Genomic DNA, 23,365 nt, shown 5'->3' with positions numbered 1-23,365 from the left:
TTCCCTTTAGTCGATGACTTTCGGAACCAGATACAGGCCGTTTTCGACCGCTGGTGCGATGGACTGATAGGCCTCGCGGTGATTGGACTCGGTCACGACGTCTGCGCGCAGGCGCTGACTGGCTTCCAGCGGGTGGGCCAGAGGCTCGATACCGTCGGTATTGACAGCCTGCATTTCGTCGACCAGCCCGAGAATGCTGTTCAGGGCCGAAGTGATGTGTGGAAGATCGGCATCATTAAGGCCAAGGCAGGCCAGATGAGCGATTTTTTCCACGTCGGAGCGTTCAAGCGCCATGGGATTCTCCAGTGGAAAACAGAACGGACGCTGTCCGTGTGTTAGATTGTCGGAACACTACCGCATTTCTACGGTCATAAGGCCGCGATTGTGGGGGTTGGTGCACAGAAAAGCGGCCAATTTAACATATTGGCGCCTTGCCCAAAATCCCTGTCGTTGTTAGAGTTTGCCGCACTTTTTTACCCACGCGTTGCCTAGGGTCCCTTTCCCATGTTCAAGAAACTGCGTGGCATGTTTTCCAGCGATCTTTCCATTGACCTGGGCACTGCCAACACCCTTATTTACGTGCGCGAGCGCGGTATCGTCCTGAATGAACCATCGGTTGTGGCCATTCGGACCCACGGTAATCAGAAAAGTGTCGTTGCTGTCGGCACCGAGGCCAAGCGCATGCTCGGCCGTACACCGGGCAACATTGCTGCCATTCGTCCGATGAAGGACGGCGTTATTGCCGACTTCAGCGTCTGCGAAAAGATGCTGCAGTATTTTATCAACAAGGTTCACGAAAACAGCTTTTTGCAACCTAGCCCTCGTGTGCTGATCTGCGTTCCATGCAAATCCACTCAGGTCGAGCGTCGTGCCATCCGTGAATCGGCCCTGGGTGCCGGTGCTCGTGAAGTGTTCCTGATCGAAGAGCCAATGGCTGCTGCGATCGGTGCCGGCCTGCCGGTTGAAGAAGCGCGCGGTTCGATGGTCGTCGATATCGGTGGTGGTACCACTGAAATCGCGCTGATCTCCCTGAACGGTGTGGTTTACGCGGAATCCGTACGGGTTGGCGGCGACCGCTTCGACGAAGCGATCATCACTTACGTGCGTCGCAACTACGGCAGCCTGATCGGCGAATCCACCGCCGAGCGCATCAAACAGGAAATCGGTACTGCCTACCCGGGCGGTGAAGTTCGCGAAGTCGACGTTCGCGGCCGTAACCTGGCTGAAGGCGTTCCACGTGCATTCACCCTGAACTCCAATGAAGTGCTGGAAGCTCTGCAAGAGTCCCTGGCAACCATCGTTCAGGCCGTGAAAAGCGCACTGGAGCAATCGCCGCCGGAACTGGCGTCGGATATCGCCGAGCGTGGCCTGGTACTGACCGGTGGTGGCGCCTTGCTGCGTGACCTCGACAAGTTGCTGGCCCAGGAAACCGGTCTGCCGGTGATCGTCGCCGAAGACCCGCTGACCTGCGTTGCTCGCGGCGGTGGCCGTGCATTGGAAATGATGGATAAACACACCATGGACCTGCTCTCCAGCGAATAATTTCGCGGGAGGCTTCTATGCTGTTTCGCGCGCAGGCAGCACTTTGCAGTGCTGCCTGTTGGCGTTTATCTTCTGTCAGTCTGCATCCAGGCCGGTTTGATGGCGTATGAATAAAGAGAACATTTGCCTGGGAGGAGCGGCTTATTAAACCGCTTTTCGCCAAAGGCCCCTCAATGGGCGTGCGCTTTCTGGTGCTGGCCGTGCTATCGGTCGCGCTGATGGTGGTCGATGCCCGCTTTGAAGTGCTCAAGCCTGCGCGCAGTCAGATGTCGCTGGTCTTGATGGACGCCTATTGGATCACCGACCTGCCGGAGCGGTTGTGGCAGGGGGTGAGCAGTCAATTTGGCAGCCGTACCGAACTGGTCGCCGAAAACGAAAAACTCAAGACTGAAAACCTGCTGCTGCAGGGGCGCATGCAAAAGCTTGCGGCCTTGACCGAGCAGAACGTTCGGCTGCGCGAGTTGCTCAACTCGTCGGCACTGGTCAATGAGAAGGTCGAAGTGGCCGAGTTGATCGGCGTCGATCCCAATCCCTTCACTCATCGCATCATCATCAACAAGGGTGAGCGCGACGGCGTGGTGCTCGGCCAACCGGTGCTCGATGCCCGTGGGCTGATGGGGCAGGTGGTCGAGCTGATGCCTTACACCTCGCGGGTGTTGTTGCTGACTGACACCACCCACAGCATTCCCGTGCAAGTGAACCGTAACGGTTTGCGGGCGATTGCCAGCGGTACCGGCAACCCGGAACGCCTGGAATTGCGTCACGTGGCGGACACGGCTGACATTAAAGAAGGCGACTTGCTGGTGAGTTCCGGTCTTGGCCAGCGTTTCCCGGCCGGTTACCCGGTGGCGACTGTCAAGGAAGTGATCCACGATTCCGGCCAGCCGTTCGCCATCGTGCGTGCGGTACCGACCGCAGCGCTCAACCGCAGTCGTTACATGTTGCTGGTGTTCAGCGATAGCCGCACCCCGGAAGAGCGTGCCAACGAAGCTGCTCAGGCCCAGGACGCAGATCAGCATCCCGGCGGTGCGGCATTTGTGCCAGCCACCGTGCCAAAACCTGCTGCCGCAGTTGCCCCGGCGCCAGCCGCCACTGCAGTTGCTCCAGCAACCGCAACACCCGCGGCGGCCAAGCCTGCGAGCAAACCTTCGACCCCGGCCAAGCCTGCTGCGCATTCCGCAGCAGTCAAACCGGCAGCGGTCGCCAAGCCGGCGGCGGCCAAACCGCCTGCCGCGGCGCCTGCAGCCACCACTCAGGGTAGAGAATAATGGCCAGCACCCGCTCCCGTAATGGCTGGATGATCTGGCTGACGTTTGTCATCGGCTTGTTGCTCAGTATCGTACCGTTCCCGCACGTCGAGATTTTGCGTCCGATGTTCCTCGCGCTACCGTTGGCGTATTGGGCATTGGAAGTGCCGCAGAAAGTCGGGATGCTCACGGCCTGGTGTCTGGGCATGGCGCAAGACGTGCTGTTCGGCACCTTGCTGGGACACAACGCACTGATTCTGACCCTGATCACCTTTTTGATCATGACGCTGCGACCGCGTTTGCGGATGTTTCCGATGTGGCAACAAAGCCTGGTGATCCTGGTGATCCTGGGACTCGCACAACTGCTGCAATTGTGGCTCAGCGCCTTGACCGGTAACCGTCAGACGCTGGCCGTACTTTTGCCTGCACTGATCAGCGCCTTGCTCTGGCCCTGGGTCAGTTTTGGATTGCGTGGGTTAAGCCGCCGCTACAAAATCAATTAATTCGGTCAGGCATTAGCCCGCACCTCGACAGGGAGATGTCTTGATGAATCCGCTATTCCTCGCCTCAGGCTCGCCGCGTCGGCGTGAACTGCTCACGCAGATCGGCGTGCCGTTCACCGCCATCAGCGCGGACATCGATGAAACCCCTTTGACTAACGAGTCCCCGGCGGCCTATGTCGAGCGTCTGGCGCGCGCCAAGGCCCAGGCTGGTCGTGCACTGCTGGCGCTCAACCAACCGGGGGCACCCATTTGTGTGTTGGGTGCCGATACGGCTGTGGTGCTCGATGGGCAGATACTTGGCAAACCGCTCGACGAGGCCGAAGGGCTGAGCATGTTGATGAACCTGTCGGGGCGTGAACATGAGGTGCTGACCGCCATCGCCGTGCTTGATGGCCAGTATTGCGAATCACGCGTGGTGCGTAGTCTGGTGCGTTTTCGCTTCATCAGTCATAAAGAGGCAGCGGCCTACTGGGCCAGCGGCGAGCCACAGGACAAGGCTGGCGGCTATGGCATTCAGGGCCTTGGTGCAGTGTTTGTCGCGGCACTCAACGGCAGTTATTCCGCCGTGGTTGGCCTGCCGCTGTGCGAAACCGCGGAACTGCTCGGCCATTTCGGCATACCCTGTTGGCAAAACCTTGTCGCGCGCCAAGCGCCGTACTGATTTGATGCGGCCATAATCGTGAATATGCCTGAACGAGACCCTGCCATGAGTGAAGAGATTCTGATCAACATCACGCCGATGGAGTCGCGCGTGGCGGTGGTCGAAAACGGTGTCCTGCAAGAGGTTCATGTCGAGCGCACCCAGCGTCGCGGGATTGTCGGCAACATTTATAAAGGCAAGGTCGTTCGCGTTCTGCCAGGCATGCAGGCGGCATTCGTCGATATCGGTCTGGACCGGGCAGCCTTTATCCACGCCTCGGAAATCTCCCTGCGTGAAGGCCCGGCGGTGGAAAGCATCAGCGCGCTGGTGCATGAAGGCCAGAGCCTGGTGGTGCAGGTCACCAAGGATCCGATCGGCTCCAAGGGCGCGCGCCTGACGACCCAATTGTCGATTCCCTCGCGCTATCTGGTGTACATGCCGCGCACGGCTCATGTCGGTATTTCGCTGAAAATCGAGGATGAAACCGAGCGCGAGCGCCTCAAGCAAGTGGTCACCGATTGTGTCGCGAAGGAAGGCATCAAGGAGGCCGGCGGTTTTATTCTGCGCACCGCGGCTGAAGGCGCCGGTGCCGATGAGATCTTGATGGACATTCGCTACCTGCGCCGCCTCTGGGATCAAATTGGCACGCAGATCAAGACAGTCAGCGCGCCGAACGTAATCTACGAAGACCTCGGCCTGGCCCTGCGGACCTTGCGCGATCTGGTCAGCCCGAAAATCGAGAAAATTCGTATCGACTCGCGGGAAACCTTCCAGAAAACCACGCAGTTCGTTGCCGAGCTGATGCCGGAGATCGCCGACCGCCTGGAGCATTACCCGGGCGAGCGACCGATTTTCGATCTGTATGGTGTCGAGGATGAAATTCAAAAGGCCCTTGAGCGCAAAGTGCCGCTCAAGTCCGGCGGCTATCTGGTGGTCGACCCGGCAGAAGCCATGAGCACCATCGATGTGAACACCGGCGCTTTCGTCGGGCACCGCAATCTTGAAGAAACCATCTTCAAAACCAACCTGGAAGCGGCCACCGCGATTGCCCGGCAACTGCGCCTGCGCAATCTGGGCGGGATCATCATCATCGACTTCATCGACATGGAAGATGAGGAACATCAGCGCCAGGTGCTGCGTACGCTTGAGAAACAGCTGGAGCGCGATCACGCCAAGACCAACATCATCGGCATCACCGAGTTGGGCCTGGTGCAGATGACGCGCAAGCGTACGCGCGAAAGCCTCGAGCAAGTGCTCTGCGAACCGTGCAGCAGTTGCCAGGGCCGTGGCAAGCTCAAGACCCCGGAAACCGTGTGTTATGAAATCTTCCGGGAGATCCTGCGTGAAGCTCGCGCCTATCAGGCTGAAGGCTATCGTGTACTGGCTAACCAGAAAGTGGTTGATCGGTTGCTTGACGAAGAGTCGGGTAATGTCGCGGAACTTGAAGGTTTTATCGGGCGAACCATTCGTTTTCAGGTGGAAACCATGTACTCCCAGGAACAATACGACGTGGTGCTGCTCTGATCCGCTGTGTTTCATTACTAACGGCCGGCCTCAGCTTGCTGCACGATTTCGCCATGGGAGCCAACTGACATGGATCGTCTGATCCGCATCTTGACCACGTTGACCCGCTGGGGGCTGGGGCTTTGCGCATTATTGCTGGTGCTGGCGGCGCTTTACAGCAGCCTCGGTCGTGAGTTCATTCCGTTGGTGGCCGAGTATCGCGCGGATGTCGAAGCCAAGGCTCGAGAAGCGCTGGGCATGCCGTTGCACATCGGCCGCCTGGAAGGCCGCTGGAGTGGCATGGCGCCAATTTTGCTGGCACATGACGTGGTGGTCGGCGAGGGTGCCAATGCCTTGCACCTGGATCAGGTGCGGGTGGTGCCGAATGTCTGGGCCAGCTTGCTGGCGCGTGCGGTGCGGATCGGACACCTGGAACTCAACGGCCTGAAGATCAGCCTCAAGCAGGGCCCGCAGGGGCAATGGGCGCTCGAAGGCTTGCCGGTGCAGGAGAATCAGCCGCTGGACCCCGAGCAACTGCTCAACCGCATGCAGATGGTGGAGCAATTGTCGGTGCTCGACAGCCAGATCACCTTGCTGCCGATCGACCACGTGCCGCTGACCCTGACCTATGTCGGCCTGAATCTTAAAACCGGTATCAGCCAGCAGCGCCTCGATGCCCGGTTGACCTTGCCTGACGGCCAGCCGCTGGCCATGAGCCTGAGCAGCCGGACTCAAGCCAGTCAGTGGAAAGAGGCTGAAATCGATGCCTACCTGAGCTTGCCGCAGAGTGATTGGTCGAAATGGTTGCCTGAGAGCCTGACCGGGAAATGGAATTTTTCCGAGATCAAGGCCGGTGGCGAGCTTTGGGTTAACTGGAGCAAGGGAGCCCTGCAGCGTGCTGCGATTCGTCTCAATGCACCGCAACTCAACGGTGCCTACGCCGAACGCAAGCCGATCCAGATCAACAATCTGGCGCTCAACGGGTATTTCCAGCGCAATACCGAAGGTTTCCAGGTGTCGTTCGATTCCCTGGCCATGACCCTGGAGGACATCCGCTGGGAAACCCGTCTGCAACTTCAGCAGACCGCGACCACTGAAACGACCTCCGAGCTCTGGCACCTGCAAGCCGACCGCTTCGACCTCACCCCGATCACTCCGTTACTGAATGCCCTGGGACCACTGCCCAAGGACTTTGCCACGGTGGTCGAGCGGCTGAAGGTCACCGGTGCGTTGCGCAACGTGCTGATCGATGTCCGGCCCGAGGCGACCGATGACAGCAAATTCAGTTTTGCCGCCAATCTGGAGCGTGTCGGGTTTGATGCTTATCACGGTGCTCCGGCGGCGCGTAACGTTTCCGGGAGTATCAGCGGTGACCTCGGCAAGGGTGAGCTGCGCATGGACAGCAAGGATTTTTCCCTGCACCTGGACCCGATCTTTGCCAAGCCATGGCAGTACATCCAGGCGAATGCCCGGCTGACCTGGAAACTCGATCAACAAGGTTTCACCCTGATTGCGCCGTACCTGAAGGTGCTGGGCGAAGAGGGCAAGATTGCCGGCGATTTCCTGATTCGCCTGCATTTCGATCACACCCAGGAAGACTATATGGACCTGCGGGTCGGTCTGCTGGAAGGTGATGGACGCTACACCGCCAAGTACCTGCCCACGGTCTTGAGCCCCGCGCTGGATGAATGGTTGCGCACGGCGATTCTCAAAGGCGCGGTGGATGAAGGTTTCTTCCAGTACCAGGGTTCGCTGAACCACGATGCGGTCGCCGCGGCGCGCAGCATCAGCCTGTTTTTCAAAGTGCATGACGCCGAGCTGGCCTTCCAGCCGGGTTGGCCGCATGTCGGCAAGGTCAGCGGCGATGTGTTCATCGAGGACAGTGGGGTGCGCATTCTGGCCAGCAAGGGCCAGTTGCTCGACACTCAGGTTCACGATATTTACGTCAACATCCCCCATGCGCCTGCCGGACAGAACCCGCACCTGTTCCTCGATGGCACTTTCGACGGTGGTCTGGGCGATGGCCTGAAGATTCTTCAGGACGCACCGATCGGTACCGGTTCGACCTTCGCCGGTTGGCAGGGCGAGGGTGAATTGCAGGGCAGCCTGAAACTGGATATCCCCTTGGCCAAGGGCGAAGAGCCGAAGATTGTGGTCGACTTCAAAACCGCCAAGTCGCGTCTGAAATTGACTGATCCTGTGCTGGAGCTGACGCAGCTCAAAGGTGATTTCCGTTTTGACAGTGCCAAGGGGCTCAGTGGCCAGAACATTACGGCACAGGCCTTTGAACGACCGATCAGTGCACAGATCTATGCCGATGGCAGCCCTGGCAAGTTCAACACCCGGGTCACCGCCAGCGGCCAGGTGGCGGTGAAAAAACTCACCGATTGGCTGAACATCACTCAGCCGTTGCCGGTTTCCGGGACGATCCCTTATCAGTTGCAGCTCAACCTCGACGGCCCCGACAGCCGATTGATGGTCAGTTCCAGCCTCAAGGGCGTAGTCGTCGACTTGCCGGCACCGTTCGGCATGCCCGCCGCGCAAGGCCGCGACACGGTGTTCCGCATGACCCTGCAAGGGCCGGAACGGCGTTACTGGCTCGACTATGGTGATCTGGCGGACTTCACTTACGCGGCGCCCAGCGGCAATTTTGCCGATGGCCGTGGCGAGTTGTTCCTGGGTAACGGCAACGCACTGTTGCCGGGCGATAAAGGCCTGCGTATACGGGGCGTGCTGTCGGAGCTGGATGTCGAACCGTGGAAAGCCCTGATTGATCGATACGCCGGGAAGGATCCGGGCGGCAACGCCAAGCAATTGCTCAGTGGCGCAGACTTCAAGGTCGACAAGCTCACGGGGTTTGGTACCACGCTGGATCAGGCCCGCCTGCAACTGGATCGCAAGCCGACAGCCTGGGCATTGCAACTCGATAGCCAGCAGGCCAAAGGCACTGTCGGGATTCCCGATGCCAAGTCCGCGCCGATTGCGATCAACCTGCAATATGTGCGTTTGCCGGCGCCTGATCCGAAAGTGCAGGCCGACGAGAATGCACCGGACCCGCTGGCGTCGGTCGACCCAACGAAAATTCCTGCACTGGATATCAGTATTGACCAGTTGTTTCAGGGCCCGGACCTGGTAGGTGCCTGGTCGTTGAAGGTCCGCCCGATCGTCAAGGGCATTGCCTTCAACAGCATGAATCTGGGCCTCAAAGGCATACAGTTGCAGGGCGCAGGTGGCTGGGAAGGTGTGCCGGGATCCACCAGCAGTTGGTACAAGGGACGCATTGAGGGCAAGAACCTCGGTGACGTGCTCAAGGGCTGGGGGTTCGCACCGACAGTGACCAGCGAAGAGTTCCATATGGACATCGACGGCCGTTGGCCTGGCTCGCCGGCCTGGGTCGGACCCAAGCGTTACTCTGGTAGCCTGGATGCGACGCTGCGCAAAGGTCAGTTCGTCGAAGTCGAAGGTGGCGCGCAGGCGTTGCGGGTATTTGGCCTGCTCAACTTCAACTCGATCGGCCGTCGCTTGCGCCTGGACTTCTCCGACCTGTTCGGTAAAGGCCTGAGTTATGACCGGGTCAAGGGCCTGCTGGTGGCCAGCAACGGTGTTTACGTCACTCGTGAGCCGATCATCATGACTGGCCCGTCGAGCAACCTGGAACTCAACGGTACGCTGGACCTTGTGGGTGACAGGGTCGATGCGAACCTGTTGGTGACCTTGCCATTGACCAACAACCTGCCGATTGCTGCGCTGATCGTCGGTGCGCCTGCGGTAGGCGGTGCACTGTTTCTGATCGACAAGTTGATCGGTGATCGCGTAGCGCGCTTTGCCAGCGTCAAATACACCATTAAAGGCCCGTGGAAAGAGCCGAAAATCTCTTACGACAAACCTTTTTGAGTCTTTTTTGAAAAGCCACGGTTCGTCCTATGGAGTAGCATGGCCGCATACCTGATACGGAGTGCGCCATGTCTCTTGCGGTGATTCAAATGGTCAGCCAGAGCGATGTGCCGGCCAACCTGATCCAGGCTCGGCATCTGCTCGAGCAAGCTGCAGCGGGCGGTGCGCGACTGGCGGTGTTGCCGGAAAACTTTGCGGCCATGGGCCGTCGCGACATCGCCGACATCGGTCGCGCCGAAGCCTTGGGCGACGGCCCGATCCTGCCCTGGTTGAAACAGACCGCTCGCGACCTCAAGTTATGGATAGTGGCCGGCACCTTGCCGTTGCCGCCGGTGGATCAACCGCTGGCGAAGTCCAATGCCTGCTCGTTACTGATCGATGAGCACGGTGACACGGTGGCGCGCTACGACAAGCTGCATTTGTTCGATGTCGATGTGGCGGACAATCGCGGACGCTACCGTGAATCCGATGACTATGCTCATGGCAGTAAGGTGGTGGTTGCCGATACGCCGGTCGGTCGGGTTGGCCTGACAGTTTGCTACGACTTGCGCTTTCCGGAGCTGTACAGCGAATTGCGCGCCGCCGGGGCAGAACTGATTACTGCACCGTCAGCGTTTACGGCGGTGACGGGCGCGGCCCATTGGGAAGTGTTGATTCGCGCGCGGGCCATCGAAACCCAGTGTTACGTGTTGGCCGCTGCCCAGGGTGGAACTCATCCGGGACCGCGTGAAACCTTTGGCCATGCAGCGATTGTTGACCCGTGGGGGCGCGTGCTGGCGGAACAGGATCAAGGCGAGGCCGTGCTGCTGGCCGAACGCGATAGCAGCGAACAGGCGTCCATCCGGGCGCGGATGCCGGTGTCCAGTCACCGGCGCTTTTTCTCGCAGGGCGCACAGCGACCTGCCTCAGAACGTGGAATTAAGGCGTAAACCTATGAGCGAGTTGTTGTCCTCAGTCAGTGAACATCTGTTAGCGCCTGGCGGCGTGACGATCGAGAACCTGCAAAGCGTGTTGGGTGACCTGGCCGGCCCGGGCATCGATGCGGCCGACCTGTATTTCCAGGGACAGATCTCCGAATCCTGGGCGCTTGAAGACGGTATCGTCAAGGAAGGCAGCTTCAACCTCGATCAGGGTGTCGGCGTGCGTGCGCAATCGGGTGAAAAAACCGGTTTTGCCTACAGCAATGCGATCACCCTGGAAGCCCTGGGTCTGGCTGCCCGTGCTGCGCGTTCGATCTCCCGTGCCGGGCAAAACGGTACGGTTCAGGCGTTCAGTACCCAGGACGTTGCCCGTTTGTACGGCCCTGATAACCCGTTGGAAGTGATGACCCGCGCCGAGAAAGTCGAGCTGCTCAAGCGTATCGACGTGGCCACTCGCGCGCTCGATCCGCGTATCCAGCAAGTCACCGTGAGCATGGCTGGTGTCTGGGAGCGGATTCTGGTGGCCTCCACCGACGGTGGTCTGGCGGCGGATGTACGACCGCTGGTGCGCTTCAATGTCAGTGTGATCGTCGAGCAGAACGGTCGCCGCGAACGCGGTGGTCATGGCGGCGGCGGGCGTACCGATTACCGCTATTTCCTCGCTGAAGACCGTGCCATGAGTTATGCCCGTGAGGCATTGCGCCAGGCGCTGGTGAACCTCGAAGCCATTCCGGCGCCGGCGGGCACCTTGCCGGTGGTTCTGGGTTCGGGCTGGTCCGGCGTGTTGCTGCACGAAGCGGTCGGTCATGGTCTGGAAGGTGACTTCAACCGCAAAGGCAGTTCGGCCTACAGCGGCCGCATGGGTGAAATGGTTGCGTCCAAACTCTGCACCATCGTCGATGACGGCACACTGGCCGGTCGCCGTGGATCGCTGAGTATCGACGACGAAGGCACCCCGACCGAGTGCACCACGCTGATCGAAAACGGCGTGCTCAAGGGCTATATGCAGGACAAGCTCAACGCTCGCCTGATGGGCTTGGCGCGCACCGGCAATGGTCGCCGCGAATCTTACGCGCACCTGCCGATGCCGCGCATGACCAACACGTACATGCTCGGCGGCGAAAGCGATCCGGCAGAAATCATTGCTTCGGTGAAGAAGGGTATCTACTGCGCCAACCTGGGCGGTGGTCAGGTCGACATCACCAGCGGTAAGTTCGTGTTCTCCACCAGCGAGGCGTACCTGATCGAGGACGGCAAGATTACTGCGCCGGTCAAAGGCGCAACATTGATCGGTAACGGTCCGGAAGCCATGAGCCGGGTGTCGATGGTCGGTAACGATCTGGCGCTGGACAGCGGGGTAGGGACGTGCGGCAAGGATGGTCAGTCGGTGCCGGTGGGTGTCGGCCAGCCAACCTTGAAAATCGACGCGATTACCGTGGGTGGCACGGGCGCGTAAGGGATGGAGCCTGGGGTGCGCGGCATGGCCGAACACCCCGGTCGAAGACTAACGCAAACCGCGTTGAGTCTCGTCCAGCTCACGGATGTACTTGAAGATTTTTCGGCTGGAGGCAGGAGGCTTGCTTTGGGCGAGCTCGTGCTGGGCCTGACGGATCATGGAGCGCAGTTGCTGGCGATCCGCGTCCGGGTAGTCGACGACGAACTTTTCCAGTACGGCATCGTCGCCAGCGATCAAGCGATCGCGCCAGCGTTCCAGACCGTGGAAACGTTCGTTGTACTGGCGAGTGGAGGCATCGAGTTGGTCAAGCAGCACCAAAATGGCGCTGGTGTCCTGATCGCGCATCAGCTTGCCGATGAACTGCAGGTGCCGTTTACGCGCGATATTCGCGGTGTGCTTGGGCGCATCGGCCAGGGCCCGGCGCAAAGCGTCGGTCAACGGCAGTTTTGCCAGCAAGTCAGGCTTGAGTGTTGTAAGGCGCTCGCCAAGGTCAACCAGAGCATGCAGCTCGCGTTTGACCTGGGATTTGCTTTTTTCTCCCCCGTCGAGGGAGTCGTCGTAAGAATCAACCATGGTGGCAGTCCGCAAAGAAACGCCGCCATGATAACCAGTCGGGGGCCGCTTGTCCGGCCCGGTCGCTCGATGACCTTAACCGAAAGCAGAATTTGAGTGGAGAACAGCATGAGTGCAGTTGAAAGCGTCGGCCCACAAGCGTTGCCGGCACTGCAAGAGCAAGTCGAGCAGATCATCGCCGAAGCCAGGCGCCAGGGCGCCAGCGCCTGCGAAGTGGCTGTGTCTCTGGAGCAAGGCCTGTCGACCACGGTGCGTCAGCGGGAAGTTGAAACCGTTGAGTTCAACCGTGACCAGGGTTTTGGCATTACCTTGTATGTTGGCCAGCGCAAAGGCTCGGCCAGCACCTCGGCCAGTGGCCCCGAGGCCATTCGCGAAACCGTCGCCGCGGCCTTGGCCATCGCCAAGCACACCTCCGAAGACGAACACTCGGGCCTGGCCGACGCCGCGCTGATGGCCAAGGACTTGCCGGACTTCGACCTGTTCCATGAATGGGACATCACCCCTGAGCAAGCGATCGAGCGGGCGCTGGCCTGTGAAGCGGCGGCATTCGCCACCGACAGCCGGATCAAGAACGCCGATGGCACCACCTTGAGCACTCACCAGGGCTGCCGCGTCTATGGCAATAGCCATGGCTTTATCGGTGGTTATGCGTCGACGCGTCACAGCCTGAGTTGCGTGATGATCGCCGAAGCTGACGGTCAGATGCAGCGCGATTACTGGTATGACGTTAATCGCCAGGGCAATCTGCTGGCCGATCCGCTGAGCATTGGCCAGCGTGCGGCGCAACGGGCAGCCAGCCGTTTGGGCGCGCGTCCGGTGCCGACCTGCGAAGTGCCGGTGCTGTTTTCCGCGGAACTGGCGGGTGGTTTGTTCGGCAGTTTCCTCGGCGCAATTTCGGGCGGCAATCTGTACCGCAAGTCGTCGTTCCTTGAAGGTGCACTGGGCCAGAAACTGTTCCCTGAATGGCTGACTATCGATGAGCGTCCGCATCTGATGCGCGCCTTGGGCAGTTCGGCATTCGATGGCGATGGTCTGGCGACGTACGCCAAACCGTTCGTCGAGAAGGGTGAGTTGGTGTCTTATGTGCTCGGTACGTATTCCGGACGCAAACTTGGCATGCCAAGCACCGCCAACGCCGGTGGCGTGCACAATCTGTTCGTTACCCATGGCGATGAGGACCAGGCGGCGTTGTTACGGCGCATGGGGCGTGGCTTGCTGGTGACTGAATTGATGGGACAGGGTTTGAACATGGTCACCGGTGACTACTCTCGCGGCGCGGCGGGTTTCTGGGTCGAGAACGGTGAAATCCAGTTCGCGGTCCAGGAAGTGACTATTGCCGGCAACATGCGCGATATGTTCAAGCAGATCATTGCCGTGGGTAATGACCTGGAACTGCGCAGCAACATTCGCACCGGTTCAGTGTTGATCGAGCGGATGACGGTAGCGGGCAGCTAAGCGCTACCGCGATACAAAAAAAGCGCGCCACCCAATGGGTGGCGCGCTTTTTTATTGCCTGAAGCAAAACCTGTGGTGAGGGGGTTTGCTCCCGCTCGATCGCAAAGCGGTCGTAATCCGGCAATCGCGTTCCATCTGAATACTCGCGGTGGCTGATTTTAGGGTCGCTTCGCGACCCAGCGGGAGCAAGCTCCCTCGCCACATAAGCCCGCTCGAGCTTACTCGCCTTCGTCGAAGTAGTTGTTGATCAGCGCCACCAATGCGTCCATCGCTTCCTGCTCCTGCTCACCTTCAGTGCTCAGGTGGATCTTGGTGCCTTTGCCAGCCGCGAGCATCATCATGGCCATGATGCTTTTGCCGTCGACCATGGATTGCGGGGTGCGTCCGGCTCTGATCTGGCAGGGAAACTGACCCGCGACGCCAACGAATTTGGCGGAAGCACGGGCATGCAGACCCAGTTTGTTGATGATTTCAATTTCCAGAGCAGGCATCGCGGTGTGAATCCTTTAGCTAAGGTCGCGGTGGCGAACCTGGACGTTCTTCAGGGATTGTTGCAGGACCTGACCCAGGCGTTCGGTCAGGTAGACGGAGCGATGATGCCCGCCGGTGCAGCCAATGGCGATGGTGACGTAAGCGCGGTTGCTGGCGGCAAAGCGCGGTAGCCATTTGAGCAGGTAAGTGGAGATGTCCTGGAACATCTCTTCGACATCCGGTTGAGCTGCCAGGTACTCGGCAACCGGCTGGTCCAGCCCGGACTGACCGCGCAGTTCCGGCTTCCAGTATGGGTTCGGCAAGCAACGTACGTCGAACACCAGATCGGCATCCACCGGCATGCCCCGCTTGAAGCCGAAGGATTCCACCAGAAACGCAGTGCCCGGCTCTGGCTGGTTCAAGAGGCGCAACTTGATGGTATCGCGCAACTGATACAGGTTCAGATTGGTGGTGTTGACCTTGAGGTCCGCCAGGTCGGCAATCGGTCCCAGCAGATTGGTTTCGTCATCGATGGCTTCGGCCAGCGAGCGGTTGGCGCTGCTCAGCGGGTGGCGGCGACGGGTTTCCGAGAAACGCTTGAGCAAGGTTTCTTCGTCGGCGTCCAGGTACAGCACATCGCATTGAATGTGCCGGCTGCGCACTTCTTCCAGGAGTTCCGGGAAGCGTGACAGGTGGCTCGGCAGGTTGCGCGCATCGATGGAAACCGCAACCAGCGGTTGCGCCAGTTCGGTGTGAATCAGTGCGCGCTCGGCCAGTTCCGGTAACAGGCCGGCCGGCAGGTTGTCGATGCAGTAGTAACCGTTGTCCTCCAGTACATCGAGGGCGGTACTTTTACCTGAGCCAGAACGGCCGCTGACGATGATCAAGCGCATGATTAGTGACCGTTCTGCTCGTCGAGGACAACCTGATACAGGGCTTCATTACTTTTTGCGCTGCGCAGGCGATCACGGACTTCTTTACGATCGAGCATGCTGGCGATCTGGCGCAGCAGTTCCAGGTGCGCATCGGTAGCGGCTTGCGGGACCAGCAGAACGAATAGCAGGTCGACCGGAGCGCCGTCGATGGCGTCGAAATCTATAGGAGCGTCCAGGTGCATCAAGGCACTGATGGGCGACTCGCAACCTTTGAGGCGGCAGTGGGGGATGGCGATGCCGTTGCCAAAACCGGTGGAGCCGAGTTTTTCACGGGCGACCAGACTCTCGAAGACATCCTGCATGGCCAGACCCGGCACTTCGCGGGCGATCAGGTTGGCAATTTGTTCGAGGGCTTTCTTTTTACTGCCGCCCGGCACGTTCACCAAAGAACGGCCGGGGGTCAGGATGTTTTCAAGTCGGATCATGGGTTGGGAGTGTTAACGACCGGTCGCGCCCTGGAGGAGGCTCTGGGTCTTTTCCTTATGCTTTTTGAGTTGTTTATCCAGCTTGTCGGTCAGGGCGTCGATCGCGGCATACATGTCGTTATGCTCAGCGTTGGCGACCACTTCTCCACCGGGGATATGCAGCGTGGCTTCGATTTTCTGCAGCAGCTTCTCGACGGTCAACGTGACCTGCACATTGGTGATCTTGTCGAAATGCCTTTCTAATCGGTCGAGCTTTTCGCCGATGTAGATGCGCAGGGGTTCGGTCACTTCCAGTTGGTGTCCACTGATGTTGACTTGCATACAGCTTCTCCTTCGTTGCCAGTGCATAAGGCGGCAGGCTGGCTTGCCTGCCACTAGAGCGTGTCCGAAAAGCTTTCGAACACACCCTGGAACGCTATGGCGTAGCCCGTCACATCAACCGCTTGCGTTCGCTCGAAGGCGCGATCCCCAGGGACTCGCGGTACTTGGCGACGGTGCGGCGGGCCACCTGAATGCCTTGTGCCTCCAGTAAACCAGCGATCTTGCTGTCACTCAACGGCTTTTTCTGATTTTCCGCTGCAACCAGTTTTTTGATGATTGCGCGGATCGCTGTGGACGAGCATTCGCCGCCTTCAGAGGTGCTGACATGGCTGGAGAAAAAGTATTTCAGTTCATAAATACCGCGTGGGGTATGCATGAATTTTTGCGTGGTCACCCGTGAAATCGTCGACTCGTGCATGCCGACCGCTTCAGCGATGTCATGCAGGACCAAAGGCTTCATGGCCTCATCGCCGTACTCAAGGAAGCCGCGCTGGTGCTCGACGATCTGGGTAGCGACTTTCATCAGGGTTTCGTTGCGGCTTTGCAGGCTCTTGATGAACCAGCGCGCTTCCTGCAACTGATTGCGCATGAAGGTGTTGTCGGCGCTGGTGTCGGCGCGGCGGACAAAGCCGGCGTATTGCGGGTTGACGCGCAGGCGCGGAACCGACTCCTGGTTCAACTCCACCAGCCAGCGCTCGTTGTCTTTGCGCACGATGACGTCGGGAACGACGTACTCGGCTTCGCTGGACTCGATTTGCGAGCCTGGACGCGGATTCAGGCTTTGCACCAGTTCGATGACCTGGCGTAGCTCATCTTCCTTGAGCTTCATGCGGCGCATCAGTTGGCTGTAGTCGCGGCTGCCCAGCAGGTCGATGTAATCGATGACGAGGCGCTTGGCCTCAGCCAGCCAAGGGGTCTTGGCGGGCAATTGACGCAGTTGCAGCGACAGGCATTCGCTGAGGTTGCGTGCGCCGATACCGGCCGGCTCGAATTGCTGGATGCGATGCAGGACGGCTTCGATCTCGTCGAGCTCGATGTCCAGTTCCGGATCGAAGGCTTCGAGGATTTCCTCGAGGGTTTCGTCCAGGTAGCCCTGATTGTTGATGCAATCGATCAGGGTCACCGCGATCAGTCGATCGGTGTCGGACATCGGTGCCAGGTTCAATTGCCAGAGCAGATGACTCTGCAGGCTTTCGCCGGCGGAAGTGCGAGTGGTGAAGTCCCATTCGTCGTCATCGTTGCTCGGCAGGCTGCTGGCGCTGGTCTGGTAAACGTCTTCCCAGGCGGTGTCGACCGGCAGTTCGTTAGGGATGCGCTCATTCCAGTCGCCTTCCTCAAGGTTGTCTACCGTCGGCGCGGTTTCCTGGTAGGAGGGTTCCTGGATGTCGGTGTTGGGTTTCTGCTCGATATTGTCCGCCATCGGGTCGGCGTTATCGAAGTCGTCGCCTTCTTCCTGGCGTTCGAGCATTGGATTGGACTCCAGTGCCTCCTGGATTTCCTGTTGCAGGTCCAGGGTCGACAATTGGAGCAGGCGGATGGCCTGTTGCAGCTGCGGTGTCATCGTCAGCTGCTGGCCCATTCTCAAGACTAGCGATGGTTTCATGGCAGGGGCTTAACACCTTATTCGCCGGCGCACATGCGCCATCCACTACAGGGCGCCGGAGCGCCAAACATAAGCAAATTATATGCCTGAAACTGAAGTGTTTGCCTAGAGCGCTGTAACAATAAATACGTATAGTTTTATTGGGGCAAGCGCTCCGGCGACTGACCAGACACCTCAGTGCTTACAGGCGGAACTCATGGCCCAGATACACTTCCTTGACCAGGTCGTTGGCCAGGATGGTTTCGGCGTCGCCTTCGGCGATCAATTGACCGTCGTTGACGATGTAGGCGGTTTCGCAGATGTCCAGGGTTTCACGGACGTTGTGGTCCGTGATCAGCACGCCGATACCCTTGGCCTTGAGGTGATGAATGATCTGCTTGATGTCGCCCACCGAAATCGGGTCCACGCCGGCGAAAGGTTCGTCGAGCAGGATGAATTTCGGTGCCGTGGCCAGGGCGCGAGCGATTTCCACACGGCGACGTTCGCCACCGGAAAGGCTCATGCCGAGGTTGTCGCGGATATGGTTGATGTGGAATTCCTGCAACAGGCTTTCCAGCTCTTTGCGACGACCGGCCTTGTCGAGTTCCTTGCGGGTCTCGAGGATGGCCATGATGTTGTCGGCGACCGAGAGTTTGCGGAAGATCGACGCTTCTTGTGGCAGATAGCCAATACCCGCTCGTGCACGACCGTGCATTGGCTGGTGGCTGACGTCCAGGTCGTCGATCAGTACGCGCCCCTGATCGGCCTGGACCAGGCCCACGATCATGTAGAAGCAGGTTGTCTTGCCGGCACCGTTCGGGCCAAGCAGGCCGACGATCTGGCCGCTGTCGATCGACAGGCTGACGTCACGCACGACCTGGCGGCTCTTGTAGCTCTTGGCCAGATGCTGGGCTTTCAGAGTTGCCATTACTGGGCCTTCTGCTCGTCGGTTTTCTTTTTCGGCTGGATCACCATATCGACCCGTGGGCGCGGCGCAGTGACCGAGGCACCGGTAGCGCGGCCTGCGTTAGCAACCTGCTTGACGGTGTCGTAGACGATTTTCTCGCCTTCGGTGGTGTTGCCTTCGTTGATCACCTTGGCACGGTCGATCAGTACGATGCGGTTTTGCGCGGCATGGTACTGGATAGTCACCCCGTAGCCCTGGACGGGTTTGGTGTCGGTCGGCTTTTGCAACTGCTCGAAATACGCCAGGTTGCCCACCGAGGTCACGACATCGATATCGCCGGCCTTGGTGCGGGTGATGGTCACGGTGTTGCCTTTGATGATCATCGAGCCCTGGGTAATGATCACGTCACCTTTGTAGGTGGCCACGCCATTCTTGTCGTCCAGCTGAGCATCGTCAGCCTGAATGCGAATGGGTTGCTGGCTATCGTTCGGCAGAGCCCAGGCGCTCACGCTTCCCAGTGCTGCGCCCAGACTGAGCAAAATAGGGAGAGTTTTAACGAGCCTCATACTGTCCTCTTACGTTCGATAGCAGGTGTATCCTGCTGTCTTTCAAATACGCTTTCATTCCGTTACCAGTCGATACACCACCAGCGCCGTCGATTCTAACGGCTTGCTGGGTCTGCGCATATTGCTGTTGCGGGAATACCGTCATACGACTACTGGTAATCAGCATCGGGCGGTTCTGCTCGTCCGTGCGTGCGATACGTACCGAGTCGATCAATTCAACTTCAGTGCCGCCTGAATTGACCTCGCCACGCTTGCTCTGGATGTGCCAGGGGTACGCGGTGCCCCGATACATGTTCAGGTCGGGGTTGGTCAGCAGGGTGATGTCGGTTGCTTTGACGTGCTCGACCTTGTCGGATGTCAGGTCATACTGCAATTTGCCATCGGGCAGGTACTGCACGCTGTGGGCGTTGATGGCGTAGTAGTCGATCTGGCTCTCGTCGACGTGCGCTACCGGCTTGTCGAGAAAGCGTTCCGGGCTGATGTTCCAGTAGCCAACGGCCGCGAGCAACGCGGCAATGACCCCGAAAAACACTATGTTGCGAATTTTCTTGCTCAGCATAAGTGGCTCACAGGTACGCGGCATTAGCCGCTTCAAGGTTGCCCTGGGCACGCAGGATCAGCTCACAGAACTCGCGAGCGGCACCTTCGCCGCCACGGGCCTGAGTGATGCCGTGAGCGTTTTCGCGGACGAAGCTGGCGGCGTTGGCCACTGCCATGCCCAGGCCAACACGGCGAATCACCGGCAGATCCGGCAGGTCGTCGCCCAGGTAGGCAACCTGTTCATAGCTTAGGCCCAGTTGCGCCAGAAGCTCGTCGAGCACTACCAGTTTGTCCTCGCGGCCCTGATACAGGTGAGGAATACCAAGGTTTTTGGCGCGTCGCTCGACCACCGGGGTCTTGCGTCCGCTGATGATGGCGGTCGTCACGCCGGAGGCCATCAGCATTTTGATGCCCTGGCCGTCGAGCGTGTTGAAGGTCTTGAATTCGCTGCCGTCTTCGAGAAAGTACAGGCGGCCGTCGGTCAGCACGCCATCGACGTCGAAGACCGCGAGCTTGATGTTTTTGCCGCGTTGCAGCAGGTCCGTGCTCATTACATTACTCCCGCGCGCAGCAAGTCGTGCATGTTCAAGGCGCCCACCGGACGGTCCTCGTTGTCGACCACCACCAGTGCGTTGATTTTGTGGTCTTCCATGATTTTCAGGGCTTCGGCGGCGAGCATTTCGGCGCGCGCAGTCTTGCCATGCGGCGTCATGACGTCGTCAATGGTGGCTTGATGGATGTCGATGGTCCGGTCGAGTGTGCGACGCAGGTCGCCGTCGGTGAAAATGCCGGCGAGTTTGCCGTCAGCTTCCAGTACCACGGTCATGCCCAGGCCCTTGCGGGTCATTTCCATCAGCGCGTCTTTGAGCGGTGTGCCGCGGACTACTTGCGGCAGCTCCTGGCCGGCATGCATGACATTTTCGACTTTCAGCAACAAACGGCGACCCAGAGCGCCGCCCGGGTGTGAGAACGCGAAATCTTCGGCAGTGAAGCCGCGGGCTTCCAGCAAGGCAACGGCCAGTGCATCACCCATTACCAGCGCTGCCGTGGTGGAGGAGGTCGGTGCCAGGTTCAGCGGGCACGCTTCGTGCTCGACATGAACATTGAGGTTCACCTCGGCAGCCTTGGCCAGCGGCGAATCAGGATTGCCGGTCAGGCTGATCAGCTTGATGCCCAGACGCTTGATCAGCGGCAGCAGCGTGACGATTTCATTGGTGGAGCCGGAGTTCGACAGCGCGAGGATGATGTCATCGCGAGTGATCATGCCCATGTCGCCGTGACTGGCTTCGGCGGGGTGTACGAAAAAAGCCGTGGTGCCGGTGCTGGCGAGGGTGGCGGCAATCTTGTTGCCGATGTGCCCGGATTTGCCCATGCCGACCACGACCACGCGGCCTTTGCTGGCCAGAATCATCTCGCAAGCGCGTACGAAATCTGCGTCGATGTGGGCCAGCAAGCCTTCTACGGCTTCAAGCTCGAGGCGGATGGTGCGTTGTGCTGATTGAATCAGGTCGCTGGATTGGCTCATGTCAGAAATCGTATAGCCTGAGAAAAGGCGGCGATTATAGCGGTAATGAGCAAATCCCTCACGTTAGTTCGTCGTGCTTTATTCAGGCGACCCCCGCAAACGCTGAAACTTGTGTCTATTTGCCTGTCTTGATGCTGAACACCGCGGGCTTCGGCCTTGGGCGCTTTGCATTAGCGGTGATATAGTTCGTCGCCAGTTCGGCCTGCCCAGGATGTTGTGTGCTCTCGGCAGGGAGCCCGGCGTCCGAGTGAGAGGCTTGCATCGCAAGGAGTTTAGATGAGTGCCGATAACGCCTACGCGGTCGAGCTGAAGGGAGTGTCCTTCAAGCGCGGCGCGCGCAGCATTTTCAATAATGTCGATATTCGCATTCCGCGCGGTAAGGTCACCGGCATCATGGGACCTTCCGGTTGCGGAAAAACCACGCTGCTGCGCCTGATGGGCGCACAGTTGCGCCCTTCAAGTGGCGAAGTGTGGGTCAACGGGCAAAATTTGCCCACGCTGTCTCGTAGCGACCTGTTCGATGCGCGCAAGCATATGGGCGTGCTGTTTCAGAGCGGCGCGCTGTTCACGGACCTCGATGTTTTCGAAAACATTGCCTTTCCGCTGCGTGTTCATACCAAACTTCCGGATGAAATGATCCGAGACATCGTCCTGCTCAAATTGCAGGCGGTGGGGTTGCGCGGTGCTATCGACCTGATGCCCGATGAGTTGTCCGGCGGCATGAAGCGCCGTGTTGCGCTGGCACGGGCGATTGCCCTCGATCCGCAAATTCTGATGTATGACGAGCCTTTTGTCGGTCAGGACCCAATCGCCATGGGCGTTCTGGTGCGCCTGATCCGTCTGCTTAACGACGCCTTGGGCATCACCAGCATCGTGGTTTCCCATGATCTGGCCGAAACCGCGAGTATTGCCGACTACCTGTATGTTGTAGGCGATGGGCAGGTGTTGGGGCAGGGGACTCCCGATGAACTGATGAACTCCGATAATCCGCGGATTCACCAATTCATGAAGGGCGATCCAGACGGGCCGGTACCGTTCCACTTTCCAGCGACGGATTACCGCGCAGATCTTCTGGGGAAGCGCTGATGCGCAAGATTTCACTAATAGAGAGAGTTCGTCGATTCGGCCAGGCCGGCATCGACAGCATCGCGGTGCTCGGTCGTTCATCACTGTTCCTGTTTCACGCCCTGCTGGGGCGTGGTGGCGTCAGCGGCGGATTTGGGCTGCTGGTCAAGCAGTTGCACTCGGTCGGCGTGATGTCCCTGGTGATCATCGTGGTCTCCGGGATATTCATCGGCATGGTGCTGGCGCTACAGGGCTTCAACATTTTGTCCAGCTACGGTTCGGAGCAGGCGGTCGGGCAGATGGTTGCGCTGACGCTGTTGCGTGAGCTGGGGCCGGTGGTGACCGCATTGCTGTTCGCCGGGCGTGCCGGTTCTGCGTTGACCGCCGAGATCGGCAACATGAAGTCCACCGAGCAGTTGTCCAGTCTGGAAATGATTGGCGTCGACCCGCTCAAGTACATCATTGCCCCCCGACTGTGGGCCGGCTTCATTTCCCTACCAGTGCTGGCGATGATTTTCAGCGTGGTCGGTATCTGGGGCGGCTCCTGGGTGGCTGTCGACTGGTTGGGTGTGTATGAAGGTTCCTACTGGTCGAACATGCAAAACAGCGTGACGTTCGACGGTGACGTATTCAATGGCATCATTAAAAGCATTGTCTTTGCCTTTGTCGTGACCTGGATCGCCGTATTTCAAGGCTATGACTGTGAGCCCACTTCGGAAGGGATCAGTCGTGCCACCACCAAAACCGTGGTGTATGCCTCATTGGCCATCCTCGGCCTGGACTTTATTTTGACTGCCTTGATGTTTGGAGATTTCTGATGCAAAACCGCACCCTGGAAATCGGTGTCGGCCTTTTCTTGCTGGCTGGCATCCTGGCTTTAGTGTTGCTTGCCCTGCGGGTCAGTGGACTGTCCCCTGTTTCGAGCACCGACAGCTATAAACTTTATGCGTACTTCGACAATATCGCCGGTTTGACGGTCAGATCAAAAGTGACCATGGCCGGTGTGACCATCGGCAAGGTCACGGCAATCGATCTGGATCGCGACAGCTTCACCGGACGAGTGACCATGCAGCTGGAAAAGCGGGTAGATAATCTGCCGACCGACTCCACTGCATCTATCCTCACCGCTGGCCTGTTGGGTGAGAAATACATCGGTATCAGCGTGGGCGGGGAACAGGCCCTGCTCAAGGATGGCGGGACCATCCATGATACGCAGTCATCGCTGGTGCTCGAAGACCTGATCGGTAAATTCCTGCTCAATACCGTTAGCAAAGACGCCAAATAAGGAGTTTTTT

Annotated in this window: 24 protein-coding genes; 12 read left to right on the top strand and 12 right to left on the bottom strand. The window is 59.1% G+C overall.

Annotated elements, in window-relative coordinates; translation table 11 throughout:
• Nucleotides 1–6: 6 nt before the first annotated feature.
• On the bottom strand, nt 7–294 hold the full coding sequence (gene gatC / locus AABM55_RS24535) for an Asp-tRNA(Asn)/Glu-tRNA(Gln) amidotransferase subunit GatC (RefSeq protein ID WP_007915356.1): 288 nt from the start codon (nt 292–294) through the stop codon (nt 7–9).
• A 210-nt stretch (nt 295–504) separates the two neighbouring features.
• Between gatC and mreB the strand changes: the two genes are divergently transcribed.
• The 8 genes from mreB to tldD all read left to right on the top strand — a co-directional run bounded on the left by mreB (nt 505) and on the right by tldD (nt 11,705).
• Complete coding sequence (gene mreB, locus AABM55_RS24530) at nt 505–1,542, top strand: rod shape-determining protein MreB (protein ID WP_002555108.1); 1,038 nt, start codon at nt 505–507, stop codon at nt 1,540–1,542.
• A gap of 143 nt (nt 1,543–1,685) precedes the next feature.
• Entirely contained in the window at nt 1,686–2,810 is a 1,125-nt protein-coding gene (gene mreC, locus AABM55_RS24525) for a rod shape-determining protein MreC (protein ID WP_256585154.1), read from the top strand.
• Entirely contained in the window at nt 2,810–3,292 is a 483-nt protein-coding gene (mreD, locus tag AABM55_RS24520) for a rod shape-determining protein MreD (protein WP_019691882.1), read from the top strand. The genes mreC and mreD overlap by 1 nt, the downstream gene beginning before the upstream one ends.
• Before the next feature lie 43 nt (nt 3,293–3,335).
• On the top strand, nt 3,336–3,953 hold the full coding sequence (locus AABM55_RS24515) for a nucleoside triphosphate pyrophosphatase (protein ID WP_347927987.1): 618 nt from the start codon (nt 3,336–3,338) through the stop codon (nt 3,951–3,953).
• A gap of 45 nt (nt 3,954–3,998) precedes the next feature.
• The gene (gene rng / locus AABM55_RS24510) at nt 3,999–5,456 is read left to right on the top strand and encodes a ribonuclease G (protein ID WP_054594003.1); all 1,458 of its coding nucleotides are present in this window, start codon (nt 3,999–4,001) and stop codon (nt 5,454–5,456) included.
• 69 nt (nt 5,457–5,525) lie between these two features.
• Nucleotides 5,526–9,329, top strand: a complete 3,804-nt coding sequence (locus AABM55_RS24505) for a YhdP family protein (RefSeq protein WP_347927986.1) — start codon at nt 5,526–5,528, stop codon at nt 9,327–9,329.
• A gap of 68 nt (nt 9,330–9,397) precedes the next feature.
• Nucleotides 9,398–10,258: a carbon-nitrogen hydrolase family protein gene (locus AABM55_RS24500; RefSeq protein WP_347927985.1), complete on the top strand. Its 861-nt coding sequence runs from the start codon at nt 9,398–9,400 to the stop codon at nt 10,256–10,258.
• Between the two features lie 4 nt (nt 10,259–10,262).
• On the top strand, nt 10,263–11,705 hold the full coding sequence (gene tldD, locus AABM55_RS24495; protein ID WP_019691887.1) for a metalloprotease TldD: 1,443 nt from the start codon (nt 10,263–10,265) through the stop codon (nt 11,703–11,705).
• A gap of 48 nt (nt 11,706–11,753) precedes the next feature.
• Here tldD and yjgA read toward each other — a convergent pair whose 3' ends face one another.
• Nucleotides 11,754–12,278, bottom strand: coding sequence for a ribosome biogenesis factor YjgA (gene yjgA, locus AABM55_RS24490; protein ID WP_054593999.1), 525 nt, complete (start codon nt 12,276–12,278; stop codon nt 11,754–11,756).
• Between the two features lie 108 nt (nt 12,279–12,386).
• Between yjgA and pmbA the strand changes: the two genes are divergently transcribed.
• Nucleotides 12,387–13,733, top strand: a complete 1,347-nt coding sequence (gene pmbA, locus AABM55_RS24485) for a metalloprotease PmbA (RefSeq protein ID WP_054593998.1) — start codon at nt 12,387–12,389, stop codon at nt 13,731–13,733.
• A 218-nt stretch (nt 13,734–13,951) separates the two neighbouring features.
• On the opposite strand, the gene AABM55_RS24480 is transcribed toward pmbA, so the two are convergent.
• The 10 genes from AABM55_RS24480 to AABM55_RS24435 all read right to left on the bottom strand — a co-directional run bounded on the left by AABM55_RS24480 (nt 13,952) and on the right by AABM55_RS24435 (nt 21,005).
• Complete coding sequence (locus AABM55_RS24480; RefSeq protein ID WP_054593997.1) at nt 13,952–14,224, bottom strand: HPr family phosphocarrier protein; 273 nt, start codon at nt 14,222–14,224, stop codon at nt 13,952–13,954.
• A gap of 15 nt (nt 14,225–14,239) precedes the next feature.
• A complete protein-coding gene (rapZ, locus tag AABM55_RS24475; RefSeq protein ID WP_054593996.1) occupies nt 14,240–15,097 on the bottom strand; it encodes an RNase adapter RapZ in 858 nt (285 codons plus the stop codon).
• A 2-nt stretch (nt 15,098–15,099) separates the two neighbouring features.
• Nucleotides 15,100–15,564, bottom strand: a complete 465-nt coding sequence (gene ptsN / locus AABM55_RS24470) for a PTS IIA-like nitrogen regulatory protein PtsN (RefSeq protein ID WP_054593995.1) — start codon at nt 15,562–15,564, stop codon at nt 15,100–15,102.
• A 12-nt stretch (nt 15,565–15,576) separates the two neighbouring features.
• A complete protein-coding gene (gene raiA, locus AABM55_RS24465; protein WP_054593994.1) occupies nt 15,577–15,885 on the bottom strand; it encodes a ribosome-associated translation inhibitor RaiA in 309 nt (102 codons plus the stop codon).
• A 109-nt stretch (nt 15,886–15,994) separates the two neighbouring features.
• Nucleotides 15,995–17,488, bottom strand: a complete 1,494-nt coding sequence (locus tag AABM55_RS24460) for an RNA polymerase factor sigma-54 (RefSeq protein ID WP_103315765.1) — start codon at nt 17,486–17,488, stop codon at nt 15,995–15,997.
• A 181-nt stretch (nt 17,489–17,669) separates the two neighbouring features.
• Nucleotides 17,670–18,395, bottom strand: coding sequence for an LPS export ABC transporter ATP-binding protein (lptB, locus tag AABM55_RS24455; RefSeq protein ID WP_019691895.1), 726 nt, complete (start codon nt 18,393–18,395; stop codon nt 17,670–17,672).
• Nucleotides 18,395–18,940: a lipopolysaccharide transport periplasmic protein LptA gene (gene lptA, locus AABM55_RS24450; RefSeq protein WP_019691896.1), complete on the bottom strand. Its 546-nt coding sequence runs from the start codon at nt 18,938–18,940 to the stop codon at nt 18,395–18,397. The genes lptB and lptA overlap by 1 nt, the downstream gene beginning before the upstream one ends.
• The gene (gene lptC / locus AABM55_RS24445) at nt 18,927–19,499 is read right to left on the bottom strand and encodes an LPS export ABC transporter periplasmic protein LptC (RefSeq protein ID WP_103315763.1); all 573 of its coding nucleotides are present in this window, start codon (nt 19,497–19,499) and stop codon (nt 18,927–18,929) included. The genes lptA and lptC overlap by 14 nt, the downstream gene beginning before the upstream one ends.
• Nucleotides 19,500–19,506: 7 nt before the next feature.
• Nucleotides 19,507–20,031 carry an HAD family hydrolase gene (locus AABM55_RS24440; RefSeq protein ID WP_054593991.1) on the bottom strand — a complete coding sequence of 175 codons (525 nt, stop codon included), beginning with the start codon at nt 20,029–20,031 and terminating at the stop codon, nt 19,507–19,509.
• A complete protein-coding gene (locus tag AABM55_RS24435; protein ID WP_054593990.1) occupies nt 20,031–21,005 on the bottom strand; it encodes a KpsF/GutQ family sugar-phosphate isomerase in 975 nt (324 codons plus the stop codon). The genes AABM55_RS24440 and AABM55_RS24435 overlap by 1 nt, the downstream gene beginning before the upstream one ends.
• A 276-nt stretch (nt 21,006–21,281) precedes the next feature.
• Between AABM55_RS24435 and AABM55_RS24430 the strand changes: the two genes are divergently transcribed.
• The 3 genes from AABM55_RS24430 to mlaD are packed head-to-tail and all read left to right on the top strand — an operon-like array spanning nt 21,282 to nt 23,355.
• The gene (locus AABM55_RS24430) at nt 21,282–22,091 is read left to right on the top strand and encodes an ATP-binding cassette domain-containing protein (RefSeq protein ID WP_054593989.1); all 810 of its coding nucleotides are present in this window, start codon (nt 21,282–21,284) and stop codon (nt 22,089–22,091) included.
• Nucleotides 22,091–22,888 (top strand): lipid asymmetry maintenance ABC transporter permease subunit MlaE, encoded by a 798-nt coding sequence (gene mlaE / locus AABM55_RS24425; RefSeq protein ID WP_347927984.1) that lies wholly within the window; start codon nt 22,091–22,093, stop codon nt 22,886–22,888. The genes AABM55_RS24430 and mlaE overlap by 1 nt, the downstream gene beginning before the upstream one ends.
• The gene (gene mlaD, locus AABM55_RS24420) at nt 22,888–23,355 is read left to right on the top strand and encodes an outer membrane lipid asymmetry maintenance protein MlaD (RefSeq protein ID WP_054593987.1); all 468 of its coding nucleotides are present in this window, start codon (nt 22,888–22,890) and stop codon (nt 23,353–23,355) included. The genes mlaE and mlaD overlap by 1 nt, the downstream gene beginning before the upstream one ends.
• The last annotated feature ends 10 nt before the right edge of the window (nt 23,356–23,365 follow it).

Source organism: Pseudomonas helvetica (genome assembly GCF_039908645.1).
Classification (GTDB): domain Bacteria; phylum Pseudomonadota; class Gammaproteobacteria; order Pseudomonadales; family Pseudomonadaceae; genus Aquipseudomonas; species Aquipseudomonas helvetica.
This window is presented reverse-complemented; position numbering and strand designations above follow the sequence as displayed.

Coding starts and splice junctions, on each gene's coding strand:
- gatC (WP_007915356.1), bottom strand. CDS start 294: ATGGCGCTTGAACGCTCCGACGTGGAAAAAATCGCTCATCTGGCCTGC.
- mreB (WP_002555108.1), top strand. CDS start 505: ATGTTCAAGAAACTGCGTGGCATGTTTTCCAGCGATCTTTCCATTGAC.
- mreD (WP_019691882.1), top strand. CDS start 2,810: ATGGCCAGCACCCGCTCCCGTAATGGCTGGATGATCTGGCTGACGTTT.
- AABM55_RS24515 (WP_347927987.1), top strand. CDS start 3,336: ATGAATCCGCTATTCCTCGCCTCAGGCTCGCCGCGTCGGCGTGAACTG.
- rng (WP_054594003.1), top strand. CDS start 3,999: ATGAGTGAAGAGATTCTGATCAACATCACGCCGATGGAGTCGCGCGTG.
- AABM55_RS24505 (WP_347927986.1), top strand. CDS start 5,526: ATGGATCGTCTGATCCGCATCTTGACCACGTTGACCCGCTGGGGGCTG.
- AABM55_RS24500 (WP_347927985.1), top strand. CDS start 9,398: ATGTCTCTTGCGGTGATTCAAATGGTCAGCCAGAGCGATGTGCCGGCC.
- tldD (WP_019691887.1), top strand. CDS start 10,263: ATGAGCGAGTTGTTGTCCTCAGTCAGTGAACATCTGTTAGCGCCTGGC.
- yjgA (WP_054593999.1), bottom strand. CDS start 12,278: ATGGTTGATTCTTACGACGACTCCCTCGACGGGGGAGAAAAAAGCAAA.
- pmbA (WP_054593998.1), top strand. CDS start 12,387: ATGAGTGCAGTTGAAAGCGTCGGCCCACAAGCGTTGCCGGCACTGCAA.
- AABM55_RS24480 (WP_054593997.1), bottom strand. CDS start 14,224: ATGCCTGCTCTGGAAATTGAAATCATCAACAAACTGGGTCTGCATGCC.
- rapZ (WP_054593996.1), bottom strand. CDS start 15,097: ATGCGCTTGATCATCGTCAGCGGCCGTTCTGGCTCAGGTAAAAGTACC.
- ptsN (WP_054593995.1), bottom strand. CDS start 15,564: ATGATCCGACTTGAAAACATCCTGACCCCCGGCCGTTCTTTGGTGAAC.
- raiA (WP_054593994.1), bottom strand. CDS start 15,885: ATGCAAGTCAACATCAGTGGACACCAACTGGAAGTGACCGAACCCCTG.
- AABM55_RS24460 (WP_103315765.1), bottom strand. CDS start 17,488: ATGAAACCATCGCTAGTCTTGAGAATGGGCCAGCAGCTGACGATGACA.
- lptB (WP_019691895.1), bottom strand. CDS start 18,395: ATGGCAACTCTGAAAGCCCAGCATCTGGCCAAGAGCTACAAGAGCCGC.
- lptA (WP_019691896.1), bottom strand. CDS start 18,940: ATGAGGCTCGTTAAAACTCTCCCTATTTTGCTCAGTCTGGGCGCAGCA.
- lptC (WP_103315763.1), bottom strand. CDS start 19,499: ATGCTGAGCAAGAAAATTCGCAACATAGTGTTTTTCGGGGTCATTGCC.
- AABM55_RS24440 (WP_054593991.1), bottom strand. CDS start 20,031: ATGAGCACGGACCTGCTGCAACGCGGCAAAAACATCAAGCTCGCGGTC.
- AABM55_RS24435 (WP_054593990.1), bottom strand. CDS start 21,005: ATGAGCCAATCCAGCGACCTGATTCAATCAGCACAACGCACCATCCGC.
- AABM55_RS24430 (WP_054593989.1), top strand. CDS start 21,282: ATGAGTGCCGATAACGCCTACGCGGTCGAGCTGAAGGGAGTGTCCTTC.
- mlaE (WP_347927984.1), top strand. CDS start 22,091: ATGCGCAAGATTTCACTAATAGAGAGAGTTCGTCGATTCGGCCAGGCC.
- mlaD (WP_054593987.1), top strand. CDS start 22,888: ATGCAAAACCGCACCCTGGAAATCGGTGTCGGCCTTTTCTTGCTGGCT.